Source organism: Aminobacterium sp. UBA4908, from assembly GCF_002398115.1.
Taxonomy (GTDB): Bacteria; Synergistota; Synergistia; order Synergistales; family Aminobacteriaceae; genus Aminobacterium; species Aminobacterium mobile.
Window position 1 is genome coordinate 212,726 of sequence record NZ_DHCG01000004.1, and the last position, 15,614, is coordinate 228,339.

Sequence of the window (15,614 nt, forward strand, 5' to 3'; positions counted from 1 at the left end):
CCTGATCCTTTTCTAAGTATTTCTCCCCCCTTTTTCCAGAAAAACAAAAAATTTTGTAAGGGAATCTCCTCCTTCTTCTCAGCCCTATCCTGATTTAATACTTTCCAAAAATTCAGTACCCTTAATGCGAGCTATCCGGCTCAAGCAATATCGCTAGAGAGGGGGTTATGACTATGCCCGCCGTATGCGGGTTTACCTGATAAGCATGAACTTTCTGGCGTTAAGGGAGAAATAAGGGGCACGAAAGAAATAGGGTATCTGCAGAAAAGGGAGGAAGAAAAGATGAAAAGATTGTTTCTTCTGTTTGCAGTAGCAGCCATGGTCGTTTTTGCGGCTGGTGCTGTGTTTGCCGAGGAAGCCCCCATGACCATGGAGGAGGCTGGTTTTTCACGTTGTAACCCCTCGGGATGTTCACCGTGGGATACGCTGAAAATCAATTGGAGAGTTATTCCCATTAACTGCCTGCAGATTCGGCAGGACGAGATCTGCATGGCCACCTACATCGGCTGCTGCGATGGATGGTGTGATGAGGAGTGCATTTGGTACGCCGTCGTTGCTACAGGTACTGATGAGAGAAAGATTGTTGGCAAGATCGACGTCAATATGCCCGAGCACGTAACACTGTGGGCAAAACTGAGAGCTCCTTATGGAACCAGTGCTGTTGGAACACCTAACTGGACCGAGCTTTCCACAGATTATGTGGATCTCGTGACCGGGATTTCCAAGATTTGCGGAGCTTGGGGCAAGGGCGGATTGAAACTTTGCGCCGGCGCTGATGCTCAGAAAGGCTCCGGAGTTAGAGTCCTAACCCTTCTCATTCAGGACGTATAAGAAGGAGAGAGGATATCTGCATAAGAGGTATCCGAGGGACGAGGGCGGCGTTCCATGAGGGCGCTGCCCTTTTTAGTCAAGGAGGAGACGAAAAATGAGTGGGACTACAGTAACATCGAGAATTGTTCTTCTCGTCTTTCTCGTAATTTTTTCTCCTTTGAGTGAGCGCTCGGAAGCGATGGAGCTCATCGCTTTAAGTGGCTGGTCGTCCCTCGTTATAGGGGCATCAGCTTCTAGTGGGCGAGGTTCGCGCGAGAGTGATCCTTCTATAGCCTCATTGGGTATTGTTAATGCTAAGGGGCAAGATGATATGTGGAATGTGGAGGTCAAGCTCATAGAAGGAGCTACATTGCCTGAGGGAATTCAAATATGGATTCGTCGGACAGGGAACGGTATGGGGGCTGGATGGATACGTGGCGGTACATCCTATCAACTTGTTGATCCTGCGGGGACGTTGTTTTTTACAGGAGCGGGAGATCGTAGTCATATAACAGTGCAGTTTAAGGTTTCCGGAATATCACCAGAAACACCGAAAGGGATTTATGCTCCACACATTGCTTTTACGGTGGTGGATTTATGATGAGAAAAATAATAATGAAAACCCTTTGTGTCTGTGTTATGGCCCTGTTAGCATTACCAAGTGGTGGAGGGCAGTGCTTTGCCAATATAGATATAGTGGGAGATCTTACCTATCGTTTCAATGTATCCCCCGGCCAGGAAGTGCGGGGACAAATAGCCATAAGAAATTATAGCAAAGAAGAATCTGTGCAGGTTTCTATTAATCAGAATGATTACCATTGTTATGCTGATGGACGGAACGAATATCCGTCCCCAGGGAGTCATAATCGATCCAATGCTCTTTGGATGGCTCTCAGTCCACGACAGCTTATTATTCCTCCAGATAGCATCGGTACTTTTGAATATGTTATTTGTACTCCCAAGGAAGAAAGTCTTCGTGGAACCTATTGGAGCCTCATTATAGTAGAGCCTATAGGACAGGAACGTTTACAGGTTCCGGATGGGTCAAAGGAAGATATGGCTTACAACGTTACTACCGTTTTTAAATATGCCATTCAAATGATCACTGATGTAGGTACATCTGGAGTACAGGAAATTCAGTTTATAGATAAGAGATTAAGAACGGTAGAAGGCATGCCTGTTCTTGATCTTGATATTGAAAATACAGGGGAACGCGTTATTCGCCCTGTTGTATGGGCAGAACTATACGATCAACAGGGGAATCAGGCGGGAAAATTTGAAGGTGGACGGCGATGGATTTATCCTGGTTCCTCATGTCGGTTTGAAATTCCTCTCAAAGGGATTAAGCCTGGGGATTATAAGGTTTTGCTTGTAGCGGATGGTGGAGAAGACGAAGCTTTTGGTGCTCAGTATGCCCTGGTCGTAAAATAGGGGGGGTGGGCATGATGAGAGGCAGAGAGCAAAGACTGGCAATAGGCATAGTTTGTTTGCTGCTTTGCCTATTCTCCAGTTTCGCATGGGCTCAAGGAAAGGGATATGGCGTAGAGGTTAGGGCCCGTTCCCCTTTGCAAATTAGTACAAAGCCAGGGCGCATTATTAGCGTGAGTGTTCTTATCACAAGTTTTCAGACTAGAGAAGAGACGTTTATTGAAGAAATTAAACTTCCTGAGGGCTGGCAACCTTTAGTGCCGCCAGGGCGCTTTTCCATTCCGGCACGTGGCAGCATATCTCGTGTTGTGGCCTTCCAGGTCCCAGCTTCTACAAAAGCGAATGACTACGATGTTATTTATTCTGTAAAAAATCGCCGAGATTACGGCGTCTATGATGAAGAAATTTTTACAGTCTCTGTTTTAACTGTAGAAGGTCTTGACCTTATTCTCGTTAGAAAGCCTGTTGCCATTATTGCAGGGCAGAGTTACGAGGTGGACCTTCAAGTTTTAAATAAGGCAAATACATCTCGGGAGATCCATATAGATTTACCCGATCGCGACCCTCGCTTCCCCGCAACTGTTACTCCCACAGATGTGGCTCTCGAAGCAGGAGAGAGTGCAAATTTAAAATTAAAGGGGAAAATTTTTGCCGAAAGTACATCTCGTTTCCATTTTGTGGAAGTGCGGGCTACTACAACTGGTGATAAAGGGCCAGAATCAGCAGTTCTAACAGTAGATCTTGATGTTATCCCAAAGGGTGGCGGAGAGTTGGATATTTTCCATGTCTTGCCAACAGAACTTGCTTTCAGCGTTATGGGCAATTCGGGAGGAGATGGAGCCAATATCGAATGGAGCGGGTACGGGTATCTCGATGAAGAACGTACCAAGGGTGTAGATTTCCTTTTCAGGGGCCCTGATACAGATGACAAAGGACTTTATGGTGACGTAGAAGAGTATTGGCTCACCTATTTTACCGATACATTTTCTCTTTTTCTCGGAGATCAGGGGTATCCCCTCTCTCGCCTGACCTCGTCCTCTTCCTATGGTAGAGGCATAGGTTTTTCATATGAACCGGAAAGGCTTGGCTTAGGCGGTGGAGGTCACTACATGAAGAGCCGCTGGGGGTACCCTGATAAGAAAGAGTTCGGGTTCTACATAAGTCAGAAGATGCAAGAGAATCTTGAGATACGTTTGAATATGCTTCAGAAAAGGCGAGATGCTTATAAAAATAAACCTTCTACAGAAGACAAGCTGTGGAGCGTGAGCGCCGAGTATCGACCATGGGAGCATACGCTTCTCGAATTGGAGTATGGATTCTGCGATACCGATAGGGAGAGAGCGCTTGATGATGATGAAGCATATCGTATTTATTTGAGAGGCCGCATGGGTAAAAATATGCCCTACTCCATTACAAGAGTGAGGGCGGGTACCGACTATTGGGGGTACTATCACGATTACGACTATACAAGTGCCTCTCTTGGGTTTCCTTTAAGCGATCGCTTGCAATGGAATGTGTCGTGGTACGAATATAAAAACAATCTAAATATGCGTAGCGAAAATAATACAACACAGATTATTGAAGAGCTGTTCCAAACCTATATGGACTATGAACTTTCAGATGGTTGGTATATTTCATTGGGATATGATGATTTTTCTATGAAAGACAACCTTCTTCCCGCAGAATATGATTTTTATGAAAAATCTTGGTGGGTGCGAGTGGGGAGAAATATGGAGAAGTACAGCTATTCGGTAGAGGCTCGTTACGCCGATCAGGATGATCTCCTGAGAGGAGAGAGCACCCACGCATGGAATTACAATGTTTCATTAAGTTATCAGTTAACTCCAGATTTATATGTCTCTCTGTATGGAGGCTTTGGTGATAATAGGGTGCTTGAAGATAGTTATCTTTTAAGAGCATCGACAAACAGAGGGATAAGTATTATATGGGATGCAACTCCCAGTTTAAGGCTTTCGTGCTGGTATACTCGCTATTCTTATGATGATAATGATTTTGTAGACAACAGTGAGCAATACGAATTCATGGCGGAGCAGACTTTCGCTGATGAAAGCATTCTACGTTTCCGAATTCAACGTAACGACAACAGTGGAGAAATGGAGACTTCATACTCCATTATGTACGTTATTCCTCTCGATATAAAAATGGCTAAGAAGAAAAATGTGGGTGTTCTGCAGGGCCTCATTTATGAAAACGTAGGAGATGAAAAAAGAGGAGTTCCTAATGTTGTTCTGGCCATCGAAGAGCAGACCGCGGTTACTGATGTCAAAGGAGTGTTTCTTTTCCCGTCGTTAACGCCAGGCCCCTACCTTTTGAAGATAGATCGAGCTTCTCTCGGTGGTAGCCGAGTTCCAGATGTGAAGACCCCGATTATAGTGGAGATAGCGGGGTATGGAGAGATTACTTCTATGGATATAGGAATAACTGATGGAGCAACGCTCAATGGTGCTGTAGTCCTTGTAGATCCTGAAGCTGGGAAAGATGGAACGGCTACGCTAGAAGGAGAAAAAGGATACCTCGTAGGGGATACTCTCGGCAACGATGGGGCATTACAGGCAGGGGGGCTTCAAAGTGTCTTGGTAGAAATGAAGAATGGCGAAGAGGTTCATCGAAGACTTACAGATGAGTGGGGAAAATTCTTGTTCGAAGGGTTACGCCCAGGGAAGTGGACTTTAAAGATTTACGATATAAATATTCCTTCATCTTATCATCTAGAACAAACAGAGCAGGTTTTCGAGTTTAAGCCGGGGGAAGTGGGAAGCTTTGAAGCCAAGGTTCTCCCAAGAAAGAGAACCATTCGTTTTCTTGAAGAAGGCAAGATTGTAATGGGCCGGGAAGGAAAGTGAGGTGAAGATGATGGTCTGGAGAATGTTTACTTTGGGGTTTATTGCTGCCTTCCTTCTCGCTTGTGGCCCTGTGGAAGGAGTAGATCGAACTGTGGCTACAATACAAATTTCTATAGAAGTTCCAGAGGAAAATGCCATCTCTATTCTTCAGAATCCTCTCTCGCTTAACAGCTATATTGGTAATGAAGGCGAGACGTCTCCGCTAACTTATATTGTTACAGCTACAGGAACTACCCCACGGAAAATTGTTGGTCAGATAGAAGGGATTCTCCCTGAAGGGGTACAGCTTTTTCTGAAACTTGATGCCCCTGTTCGAGGACAATCTGCAGGTTTTGTGGAACTTGGAGCACAGGAAGTAGAGCTTCTTTCGGGAATTTGGGGGATATATGGGGTACAAGGGAATGGAGTTGTCCTTCTTAAGGCAGGAAATGAAGCGGCCCGGAATTTGGGACAGATTCGAATTCGTCTCTCGGTCCGGGAAACGTAAAGGAGGGCTTATAAACATGGGGGATCTATATTCTCTGCGAAAGGAGCGAGATTATCTTTCTCGAGAATCCACAAGGAAGAACATGGATCAAAGAGAATGGGAAATTCGCTACCTGAAAGTCCTTGAAGATATTTATCGTGAAGAACAGAAGCTCCGAGGTCGAGGACACTGCTTGGATAAAAAAAGAATCCATAGTGAAGACCGACCCTATCCAGAATAAAAGAACGACTAGAGGCTTCCTTTACAGCATATGCATATAAAAGGAAGCCTCGCCTCACCTCATTTCTGTTGTAAAATAAACAGTATATTCGTAGGTCGTAATGAGGTGATGCTTATGATGCTTCGATGGAAAATCGCAAGCATGTTTTTTGCGTGTTTTTTAGGTCTTATATTCGTTGGGCCTCTTCGTGGGGATGAGAAAATCCATGTAGCTGTTTCCATTCCACCACAAGCCTATTTTGTTCAGCAAATAGCTGGCGAGCATGCTGTTGTTCAGGTACTTATCCGTCCTGGAAACGATCCGCATACCTACGAGCCGCGCCCTTCTCAAATGAAGCTTTTATCTGACGGTGCTATTTATTTTGCGGTAGGTCTTCCCTTTGAAGAAGCGTTGCTTCCGCGGCTTCAGTCATTGAGCTCCTCTCTGCGAATAGTAAAAACACAAAAGGACATAGAGCGACTTGTTGGAAGTGACCATCATAGCGGTCATGATCATGAGCTTGTGGATCCGCATATTTGGTTATCTCCATCCCTCGTAAAGATTCAGGCAGCAGCGATACGAGATGGTTTTGTTGCCTTGGACCCTGCCCATACATCAGAGTATAATCGCAACTATAGCATTTTCTGTTCCCAAATAGACCAGTTAGATCAATTAATTCGAGGAGAATTTCAGGGAAAAACAAAGAATAAATTTGTTGTTGTTCATCCTTCCTGGGCTTATTTTGCTCGAGAATACGACCTGGAACAGATTGCTATGGAAATAGAAGGCAAAGAGCCGAAAGCGGCAGATCTCGCCGCTCTTATTCAGAAAATGAAAGAAGAAGGACTCTCTACTATTTTTGTTTCTCCTCAGTTCTCTAAAAAGATAGCGGAAAGTCTTGCTCGTGAGGTTGGGGCTTCTATTGTTGTTATAGACCCTCTACCTATCAATTGGGCGGAAGGAATGCTACACACAGCTCAAGTTATAGGGGAAAGTTTACGATGAGTGACAATAATTATGTGATTTCTTTTAAGAACGTTTCTTTTCATTACGAAAATGGTGACAAGGTTTTGGATAACGTGTCTTTTCTTGTGCCACGAGGTGAGTTCCTAGTTATTATTGGCCCTAATGGCGGAGGAAAAACAACCTTGCTTAAGTTAATTCTCGGCCTTGTAAAGCCTACGTATGGAGAAATACAGGTTTTAGGGAGAACGCCTGGCCACTCCACGGGATGCGTTGGGTATGTCCCTCAAGATACCGGCCGTAGCCGAGATTTTCCTATAAGTGTTCTTGATGTAGTGTTAATGGGGCGTCTCGGGGGAGGCAGAAAGGGATTTCTTTTCTCTCAGGAAGATCATGAAATTGCTATGGAAGCTCTCGCTCGCTTAGGTATGGCAGATCAGAGTTGTGCCAAAATGGGAGAATTATCTCAAGGGCAACGCCAAAGAGTTTTTATTGCACGAGCTCTCGCTTCTCGACCCCAGATTCTTTTAATGGATGAACCAATGGCGAGCATTGACCCAGAAGCGAGAGGTGTTCTCTATGAAGAATTGGCTTCTCTGGCTGGGAGTCTCACTATTTTAGTGGTAAGTCATGACCTATCTGTTATAGCCAGTGGTGCTACGGCAGTGGCTTGTGTTTGTAGCGATGTGTATTACCACAATGCTGGTGAGATTACAGAAGAAATGTTGGCTATGGAATATGGAGGACAGTGTCCGGTAGAGCTCGTTGCTCATGGCGTTCCTCATCGTGTGCTCGCTCGCCACGACCATGCTTCAAAGGAGCTCTCTTCTCATGATTGATATGTTACAGTTTGAATTTATGAAAAACGCTTTTGGGGCGGCTCTTCTTGCCAGCGTACTTTGCGGTATGATGGGAACTCTTGTTGTTGTTCGTCGCCAGGTTATTATTGCTGGAGGGGTTGCTCACGCTGCGTACGGCGGTGTGGGCCTTGCTTTTTTTCTAGGCATATCACCTCGCTTGGGAGCTATTGGCTTTTCTCTTGTCATGGCCCTTATAATGGCATGGGTTACCCTCCATAAGCCCTCTCGATCCGACTCGATTATCGGTGTCCTTTGGGCTGTCGGTATGGCTGCAGGGGTTATCTTTATAGATATAACACCTGGATACGGCTCTGATCTTATGAGCTATTTGTTTGGAAGCATTTTGACGGTATCACGAGGTGATTTATGGTCTATGGGTAGTCTGGTTGCCATTTCTCTTCTCTTAGGTATTCCTTTTCACCGAGAAATTCTCGCCTTCGCCTATGAGCCGGAGTTCGCAAAGACTCGAGGAGTGCCTGTGGTTCTTTTGCACTTCGTTACAATTATCCTTATTTCCGTAGCTGTTGTTCTCTTAATTCGGGTGGTTGGGCTTATCCTCGTTATAGCTCTTTTGACGATTCCCCCCTCTATAGCGGAACAGTGGGCTCATTCCCTCTTTTCTATGATGGGCATTGCTTTTGTCTTGAGCCTGCTCTTTTCTACGATAGGGTTATGGCTCTCTTTCCGTTTCAATGTAACAGCAGGCGCTGTGATTATATGCGTAGCAGCTGTCGGGTATGTCTTGGCATTTCTTATTTCCCCCATAGCCCGCGGAAGCCTCCGGAAATGAGGAGAGATAGATCTAATAGAAAACCTGTGAGGGGCCCTTTCGGGGAGAAAGCAAGGTATTGAGGAACCCAGATAGGGCGATATTTATCTTTATATTGTCTTATCCCTTGAAAGTTATAAAAATGTTCTCCATGACGGTAGATTAGATGACCAAGCCGATTCCAAAGAGGGGCTAAACGATGATCTCTGAGCCCTGAAAGCGGAGCCATGCCCAAGTCGAACCATTTAAAACCGTTGTCTTTCCCAAAAAGAATGAGTTTTAAAAACAGGTAATCCATAAGTCCTGGAGATGTATCGGGTCTGTACCGCATTAAGTCTATAGAAAGCGTTTTCTTGTTCGCACCTTCCCATACGTTGGCAAAAGCTATAATAGTATTGTCTTGAATTAAAACAGCTACCGGACAGGAAGCAATATAGGATTCGGAGAAAAAACCTAAGGAGAACCCTTTTTCTTTCGTGTTTTTTGTAGAAAGCCACCCATCAGACACCTCTTTTAATTGTGAAAGGATGGACGGTACATCCTGAGGCGGATAGATTTTGAAAATCACACCCTCCTTCTCTTTTTGCGAAATAGTATGTCTTTGACTTTTGAAATGGCTCCCCTCAAGGGAAAAGTCTTCCAGAGAAACGAGGGCTTTTTCCCCAATTTTAATAAGAGAAAAACCTAATTCGATATACGTATCTATAAATGTTTCTCCTACTTCATAAAAGGCTACCTGACCACCATATCTGTCGGCCATTTCTGTAAAGAGCCATATGAGTTCTTTACCGTCATCCACATCCCCTATAGGGTCTCCCATTGCGATCCAATGAGATTCTCGTACTTGGTACATTATCATGGCATTTTTGTTGGAGCTAAAAAGGAAATATTTATCCCCTGTCAATGCAAGAGCAGAAGAGGCTTCTGGAGAGAGGGAGACGAGCATACGGGCTAGAGAGAGATCTTCAGCAGTAAGCGTTGAGGGTTTTACATGGGCTGGTCGACTTAATCTCCAGAGGGAGAAACATAACGTTAGGATCGTTACCCCCAGAAACATTCTTAAGAACCGCGGGGCGTCTTTTTCAAAGGCTACCTGCCACCAAAGTTCATGACTATAAGGAACATGTCTGAAAGAAAATAACCCTAACCATACAATACTCGCCACTGCTGTAGTGATGAGAAGGAACCACGTAAAACTAAAGGGCTGTTCCATAAAACGGGATCGTCTATAAAAAATTTTTCTAGCAGGAGCAAGAGAGATGGCCACGATGAGAAGAACAATAGCCTCTTCATAGTCGGCACCTTTAAAGAGAGAGAATGCTACCCCACTGATAAGGAGCAATACAACACCAGTATGGGCTTCTCGTAATCGCAACGCTAACCCTCTTGAGAGGAAGAGCAAAAAAAGGCCAGTAATGCTTCCCAAGAAATGAGAGGTTTCAAGGAGTGCAAGAGGGAAAATTTTCTTTAAAAAAAGGAGTCGATTTTCTATACCAGGGGTAGCTCCTGATGCCAAAAGAATGAGACCGCTTATAAAAGTCAGGATAGAAAATATAATGGGTATTGAAGGACTGACGGCAGAAAAAATAGAGGTTGCCATGGGTTTCCCTTTTAATAGTACTGATGCTTCTAAAAACATAAGGCTAAAAGTTGCGATAAGGAGAGGAAGAATATAGTAAATAAGTCGGTATATCAAGAGAGCCCCCATGAGGGTAGGAGATGAATAATGAGGCGACAGGAGTACAAGAAAAAGGGAATCAAAGACGCCTAACCCGCCAGGAACCTGGCTCATCCCTCCTGATAACTCACATATGACAAAAAGTCCGAGAAAAGATAGATAGTTCATATCTGGAGAGGAAGGAAGAAGAAGGAACAGAACTAAAGACGCGGAGAGCCAGTCGAAAGTGGCTAAAACAAGTTGGCTGCTTAGAAGACGTGTTGAAGGAAATTTTATAGTATGACCTGCCAATGTGATAGTCTTCCCCCAAAAACTTAAAAGAAATATCCCGGAAAGAAGAGAGAGGCAAAGTATCCCTACAGTACGAGCACTCCAATGTATTCCCAATGTAACAAAAAGAGTTGGTGGTTCCAGGAGGAACGCTCCCCCACCAAGAGCTAACGCTCCAATCCAAAAACTCATGCCGCAAAAAGCGGTGATTTGCCCGACATCGAAAAGAGAGAGTCCTAAAGGTGAATAAAGGCGGTAACGGATGGATCCGCTTGAGAACATGGAAAAACCCACATTGTAACTAATAGCATAGCTTAAAAAGGAGGCAAAAATTGTTTTCCCATAAGGAATCCGTCTCCCGATATGAAGCAAAGCAAGCAAATCGTTTCCAGTAAGAAGAAGATAGCTGACAATAGAACAGAAAAAGGAGAGCAGAATTCGTTGCGAAGGGATGGCCGTAATGGCTCTGCGAATATCGAAATAAGAAAAATGACCTAACTCTCTGTGGATAACCCAAAGTGCAGATGTAAAAAGAGCGAAACTCAAAAAAAGAGTTATATGTTTCTTTTTTAGGCCCATTTTTCGAACCCCTTTCTGCTATGGATCTTCAATAATTTTATAGCAGAAAAAGAAAACAGGGGCAGGCAGAATAGCTTTTTTGCCCGCCCCTGTAATTTGTCTGTAGAAGTTTATTTATGTTTCTTAAGCCAGTTTATAGCCATGGTTGACATGACAGCAGAGCCAATCCATAGCACGTCCTCATCTACTGCGAAGCGCGAGTTATGGTGAGGGTAAATCTGTCCTTTTTCCTCATTGCAACTCGGGTGGAAAAAGAAAGTGCCAGGAACTTCTTCAAGGAAGAAGGCAATGTCTTCTCCTCCCATAGAGGGATTTTTGATCTCTTTTACGTGCGCCTCTCCAAGAACAGCTACGGCAGCCTGACGAAGTTCCTCTGTTACGTCAGGGTCGTTTACAACAGGAGAAGGCCCTTCCCAACCATATCGGAATTCAATCTCTCCTCGCATCCCCTGAGCGACTGTTTGGGCAATAGTTTCAATCCGGTCTGCTAAAACTTTCCGGGTGTCGTTGGTAAGAGCTCTTACAGTTCCACTAATACGGCATTCTCCAGGAATAATATTAAAAGCGGAGCCGGCATGAATTTCCCCAATAGAGATAACGGCTGGTTCTACAGGATTCATCTCGCGACTTACGATTGTCTGAAGTTCAGTTACGATATGACAAGCAATGCTGATTGGGTCGATAGAACCATGAGGATACGCACCGTGACTTCCTTTCCCCTTCACTACAATCTCAAATCGATCCATGCATGCCATAAAGCTTCCTGAACGATATCCAATATCGCCTGGTTTAAGATCTTCATTCCAAAGAGAACCGGTATGAAGAGCTACTATAACGTCAGGACGTGGGTCCTCTAAAGCGCCATCATCTATCATGCGTTTGGCGCCACCATACCCTACTTTACAACCTTCTTCTCCTGGCTGAAAAATAAACTTTACAGATCCTTCCAAATGATCTTTGTTATCAGCAAGGATTTTCGCGGCTCCAAGGGCCATAGCTGTATGTACGTCGTGACCGCAAGCGTGCATGCACCCGTTCTTAGAAGCAAAGGGAAGGCCTGTTTCTTCCTTTATGGGAAGACCGTCGCAATCAGCGCGAAGGGCGAATACTTTTCCTGGCTTGCTCCCTTTAAGTACGGCAACAACTCCATGTCCTGCAACTCCCTTTCTGTAGGGAATGCCCATTTCATCCAGACAAGCACAGATATATGCTTCGGTCTGAACAGTATCCATCTCTGTTTCGGGGATTTGATGCAGGTCTCGTCTCCAAGCTACAACCTGTTCCTGCAACGCCAATGCTTCTTTCTTTGTTGTTTCCAAGAGTGACTCCCCCTCTTATCCTGTGTGATGTGATCTGAAATGTAAAATTTAATGTAAAAGCCCTTTCTTATAGAGCAAGCGCCCAAAGCCGATAGTGCCAAAAACAGAACCAATGATAACAATCCATGACTCCGCTAAAAAAGATAGGCCGATAGCGGGCCCTCCAATGAACAGGAGCAAGGGGATACCTAGTCCGGCTGCTGCAAGGGCTGGATATTTTAATGTAAATTGGCCAAAAACTGCACCAAAAATAGCCGCTACAGTGTACTGCTTAAAAGCAATAGCTATAGGTTCCGGGAAGATAGCAAGCAATGTTGCTCCAGCTACCGCCGCTAATGTAGTGAAAAAAAGGTTCGTTACCACTGAGCCAGTGAGACCAAGGGTTGAAACAATTTCAGCTTCTTGTGTCCCTGGCTTGACGCCGACAACTTCCTGTGCGACGGCGGAGCAAGGGACGCGGAGATTTCCCATGTTACCTGTGAGGAAGGTAATATAGGTACCTGTAAGACCCAATATAGGGTAATAAGACACCAACTCCACTATGTAAAATGCCCCAAAAATGGTAGCAATCATAGCCCAGGCTTTAAGTGCTACGGAGAGAGGCGGAAAAGCCCCAAACCGAAGGAATAAATATACGTTAGGTAAAAAACACATCAGCATAGGAACTATGATAGTTATAACTCCTATCTTTACAGCTGGCTTTTTCCATATTTTGTCGAATTCTTCATGACTGACCATAATAGAGCCTCCTTTAGCTAGACGAGAATAACAGCTACAGCCATTCCTATGAGCATGGCGATACCAAGGGTATATTCACGGAGCCAAGTAAGTTTTTTTGCTAAATGCATCATAAGAACCATGCCGAGCAACCCTCCGATAGCAGCATAGAGGGGGCCACCGCCACCAGCCAGGCCAGACTGAAGTTCTCGAAGTCCAGAAACTATATTTCGAGAATTGAGAAATCCAAAACACCCTAACATAGCGCCACCAGACATAATAGCAAGCCATACAGGATCTCCGCCCCCCATTTTCTCTCGCATACCCTCTAGCTTATGAGTGAAGAGAGCGGCACAGATAAGCCAACCTGTACCATTAATGGTCATGGTCCACCACGATGTGGCCAAAGCGGTTAAGTCGTAATCTGCCGACCCAAACTTAACGCCAAGCGCTTCGGCTCCAATAGTAGCCGCTGTTAACTCAGTGGGAGCGGCTCCGATAATGGAAAGCCGCAGCCATGTAATAGGCCCGCCAACAACAGACATCATACCTACCATAACAATAAAAATAGCTATGGACGGCCCAATGGCAGAAATAGCGCCAGCTCGAAGGCCGCGGACGCATTTTTCGCGGGGAAATCCAATCTGATCTGCAGCTCTGAAAGAAAGGCGGATATACAAAAGAGATTGTATTAGAACGATGACTATGATAGCAATAGCAATGCCCCAAATGAGCCAACTATTTGCTATTTGAAGAACAGCCTCTGGCATAACAAAAACACCTCCACAGTATTCCAACGACAACAGCGTTTTTTGCATATTCGTTTGTGTGCGCGCTCACACGAAACAAAACATAGTCGCAACTTTCACAAGAAATTGTATCTGTAATGGAGGCAATAAACATCGTCCCTCAAAAACAATATAAGGTTCAAGTTTATGTTCCTAAGGGACGATTTCGTTTCTTTTTTAGTTTTTATAGAAACTAAAAGACAATTATTTATCTAGATATTTGTCCATAAGATACAATTTTAATGAAAGAGCCACATTGAGGCGATCTTCACTATCATTCGTATTGAGGTCTATGAGCTCGCAAATTTTTCTGTAACGATATTTCAATGTGTTGTAATGGAGTGAAAGGTCTTGAGCTGCGGCTTTCAACTGCCAGTTGCAACGTACAATAGTCTCGAGGGTTTCAACGAGTTGATTCTTTTTCTTTTTGTCGTGTTCGATAAGTTTCCCTATATAGTCGTAATAGAAAGCCACGGCTTCTTTTGTGTTATAGAGGTTGCCGAGAAGCTTATAGACGCCAAGATCTCTCCAGAAAATAGCATGTCCGCCGCCACAGGTTGTTCGTATCATTTCCAGAGCTTTTTGCGCCTCTTCATAACTTTGGTGGCAAGCAAATATACTATCTTTTGTATTTCCTACACCAATAGTAACGGTAAAATGTGTTTTTTTCGAAACTTCTTCTTGGATTGACGTAAGCGTTCTTAATAGTTTCTTTTTAAATTCATCGTAGTCACGTAGAGATGATGGAATGATATAAGCTATGGAATCGCTCATCTCTGCGTAGGGAACGTTAGGAAAATCCTTTTTTGTGATAGAGGTAGAAATGTTATAAATCCGCTGTTTTACCTCATCAAGAGTAGCTACTGCTTCGTCAATTTGCCGAGCTGTCTCAAACTGATGCTTGTAGTTATCTATATCGACTACCATTACAGCCTGAGGGCCGCGTAAATCCCAGTCGAAAAGTTGAGCACGATTCCAGACCTCCTTCTCAAACCGGACATTTTTTAAAAGGATGTCCTGGACAAATTCATCACGATATCGTTTCTCAGCTTCACTTTTAGCGATCCGTTTTTGAGTGCAAATTAAAATAGCTGTAATAGCATGAGAAATAGAGATGTCCCAACTTTTAGGAAGGGTCCCTAAGTCCTCTACATCGAAGAAAAGATACCCGTATGTTTTATCTCCAATAACTGCTTGTCGATTAGGGATCTCACGCACAAGTTGGGGTAAACTTGTTCTCCGGATACGGTCGACAAAGTCCTCAGATTGGGCACAGTAATAATTTTGTCCAAATACCGTATCGACAAAAGCTAAATCTACATGAATAAAGTACTGAAGGTTGTCGAGTATTTCGTCGATACTTTCTCCGTTCATAATAAGCTCGTAGAAAGATTGACTAACTTTCTCGGAGAAACGCAGCTCCTGAGCTTGTGCGTTTACTACATTAGAGAGTACCGGATTAATAATATCGCTAAAAGCAAAATCAATAGGTACATTAATAATGGGGAAACGAAGCTTGTTTGCTGCTTCTATTACTTCAGTTGGGAGAGTTTTCAAAAAGCGTTCCAACTTTATGCCAATGGCAGCCATTCCTCCCTTACTTAGATTCTCGATTACTTGCACCAGGGCTGTAGGATCATCTTTGAAAATATATCCAGAGGTAATGACAAATTCTCCTCCATGAACCCATCTCTCTATATCTGGAGCATCAAGAACAGTGACCGTAGATACAAGATTCGTATCAAGGCCACTTTCTCCAGCAACAATTTTCATTCGTCTCAACTCTGGGATTCGAAGCATTTGGCGTACAGTAATGGTCATGTATAAAAACTCCCTTCAATGTCTCTTTTCTCTGTTCTCTCATGCGATCTGGTTAACAACGT

The 15,614-nt window shown here is 44.2% G+C and carries 14 protein-coding genes; 9 read left to right on the forward strand and 5 right to left on the reverse strand.

What is annotated here, in order from left to right; genetic code table 11:
* The first annotated feature begins 282 nt into the window (after window positions 1-282).
* The 9 genes from B4J50_RS05615 (at window position 283) to B4J50_RS05655 (ending at window position 8,401) form a co-directional block, all read left to right on the forward strand.
* Window positions 283-831: a hypothetical protein gene (locus B4J50_RS05615; protein WP_024821332.1), complete on the forward strand. Its 549-nt coding sequence runs from the start codon at window positions 283-285 to the stop codon at window positions 829-831.
* A 94-nt stretch (window positions 832-925) separates the two neighbouring features.
* Entirely contained in the window at window positions 926-1,411 is a 486-nt protein-coding gene (locus B4J50_RS05620; protein ID WP_024821333.1) for a hypothetical protein, read from the forward strand.
* On the forward strand, window positions 1,408-2,241 hold the full coding sequence (locus tag B4J50_RS05625; RefSeq protein WP_156923307.1) for a hypothetical protein: 834 nt from the start codon (window positions 1,408-1,410) through the stop codon (window positions 2,239-2,241). Before B4J50_RS05620 ends, B4J50_RS05625 begins: the two co-directional genes overlap by 4 nt.
* A gap of 11 nt (window positions 2,242-2,252) precedes the next feature.
* Window positions 2,253-5,102, forward strand: coding sequence for a hypothetical protein (locus B4J50_RS05630; protein ID WP_024821335.1), 2,850 nt, complete (start codon window positions 2,253-2,255; stop codon window positions 5,100-5,102).
* A 1-nt stretch (window position 5,103) separates the two neighbouring features.
* Window positions 5,104-5,589, forward strand: a complete 486-nt coding sequence (locus tag B4J50_RS05635; protein ID WP_024821336.1) for a hypothetical protein — start codon at window positions 5,104-5,106, stop codon at window positions 5,587-5,589.
* 16 nt (window positions 5,590-5,605) lie between these two features.
* A complete protein-coding gene (locus B4J50_RS05640) occupies window positions 5,606-5,809 on the forward strand; it encodes a hypothetical protein (RefSeq protein ID WP_024821337.1) in 204 nt (67 codons plus the stop codon).
* Window positions 5,810-5,923: 114 nt separating this feature from the next.
* Window positions 5,924-6,793 (forward strand): metal ABC transporter solute-binding protein, Zn/Mn family, encoded by an 870-nt coding sequence (locus B4J50_RS05645; protein ID WP_024821338.1) that lies wholly within the window; start codon window positions 5,924-5,926, stop codon window positions 6,791-6,793.
* Window positions 6,790-7,590, forward strand: a complete 801-nt coding sequence (locus B4J50_RS05650; protein ID WP_024821339.1) for a metal ABC transporter ATP-binding protein — start codon at window positions 6,790-6,792, stop codon at window positions 7,588-7,590. Before B4J50_RS05645 ends, B4J50_RS05650 begins: the two co-directional genes overlap by 4 nt.
* The gene (locus tag B4J50_RS05655; RefSeq protein ID WP_024821340.1) at window positions 7,583-8,401 is read left to right on the forward strand and encodes a metal ABC transporter permease; all 819 of its coding nucleotides are present in this window, start codon (window positions 7,583-7,585) and stop codon (window positions 8,399-8,401) included. Before B4J50_RS05650 ends, B4J50_RS05655 begins: the two co-directional genes overlap by 8 nt.
* On the opposite strand, the gene mprF is transcribed toward B4J50_RS05655, so the two are convergent.
* From mprF to B4J50_RS05680, 5 genes are all read right to left on the reverse strand, one after another.
* Window positions 8,364-10,907, reverse strand: coding sequence for a bifunctional lysylphosphatidylglycerol flippase/synthetase MprF (mprF, locus tag B4J50_RS05660; RefSeq protein WP_024821341.1), 2,544 nt, complete (start codon window positions 10,905-10,907; stop codon window positions 8,364-8,366). The genes B4J50_RS05655 and mprF overlap by 38 nt on opposite strands.
* A gap of 110 nt (window positions 10,908-11,017) precedes the next feature.
* Window positions 11,018-12,226, reverse strand: coding sequence for a M20 metallopeptidase family protein (locus tag B4J50_RS05665; protein ID WP_286846969.1), 1,209 nt, complete (start codon window positions 12,224-12,226; stop codon window positions 11,018-11,020).
* A 48-nt stretch (window positions 12,227-12,274) separates the two neighbouring features.
* Window positions 12,275-12,964, reverse strand: a complete 690-nt coding sequence (locus B4J50_RS05670) for a hypothetical protein (RefSeq protein ID WP_286846971.1) — start codon at window positions 12,962-12,964, stop codon at window positions 12,275-12,277.
* Window positions 12,965-12,981: 17 nt separating this feature from the next.
* Window positions 12,982-13,713, reverse strand: a complete 732-nt coding sequence (locus tag B4J50_RS05675) for a DUF5058 family protein (protein WP_024821343.1) — start codon at window positions 13,711-13,713, stop codon at window positions 12,982-12,984.
* A gap of 222 nt (window positions 13,714-13,935) precedes the next feature.
* A complete protein-coding gene (locus B4J50_RS05680) occupies window positions 13,936-15,552 on the reverse strand; it encodes a PucR family transcriptional regulator (protein ID WP_024821344.1) in 1,617 nt (538 codons plus the stop codon).
* Window positions 15,553-15,614 lie beyond the last annotated feature (62 nt).

Coding starts and splice junctions, on each gene's coding strand:
- B4J50_RS05640 (WP_024821337.1), top strand. CDS start 5,606: ATGGGGGATCTATATTCTCTGCGAAAGGAGCGAGATTATCTTTCTCGA.
- B4J50_RS05630 (WP_024821335.1), top strand. CDS start 2,253: ATGATGAGAGGCAGAGAGCAAAGACTGGCAATAGGCATAGTTTGTTTG.
- B4J50_RS05645 (WP_024821338.1), top strand. CDS start 5,924: ATGATGCTTCGATGGAAAATCGCAAGCATGTTTTTTGCGTGTTTTTTA.
- B4J50_RS05670 (WP_286846971.1), bottom strand. CDS start 12,964: ATGGTCAGTCATGAAGAATTCGACAAAATATGGAAAAAGCCAGCTGTA.
- B4J50_RS05655 (WP_024821340.1), top strand. CDS start 7,583: ATGATTGATATGTTACAGTTTGAATTTATGAAAAACGCTTTTGGGGCG.
- B4J50_RS05680 (WP_024821344.1), bottom strand. CDS start 15,552: ATGACCATTACTGTACGCCAAATGCTTCGAATCCCAGAGTTGAGACGA.
- B4J50_RS05615 (WP_024821332.1), top strand. CDS start 283: ATGAAAAGATTGTTTCTTCTGTTTGCAGTAGCAGCCATGGTCGTTTTT.
- B4J50_RS05675 (WP_024821343.1), bottom strand. CDS start 13,713: ATGCCAGAGGCTGTTCTTCAAATAGCAAATAGTTGGCTCATTTGGGGC.
- B4J50_RS05620 (WP_024821333.1), top strand. CDS start 926: ATGAGTGGGACTACAGTAACATCGAGAATTGTTCTTCTCGTCTTTCTC.
- B4J50_RS05625 (WP_156923307.1), top strand. CDS start 1,408: ATGATGAGAAAAATAATAATGAAAACCCTTTGTGTCTGTGTTATGGCC.
- B4J50_RS05650 (WP_024821339.1), top strand. CDS start 6,790: ATGAGTGACAATAATTATGTGATTTCTTTTAAGAACGTTTCTTTTCAT.
- mprF (WP_024821341.1), bottom strand. CDS start 10,907: ATGGGCCTAAAAAAGAAACATATAACTCTTTTTTTGAGTTTCGCTCTT.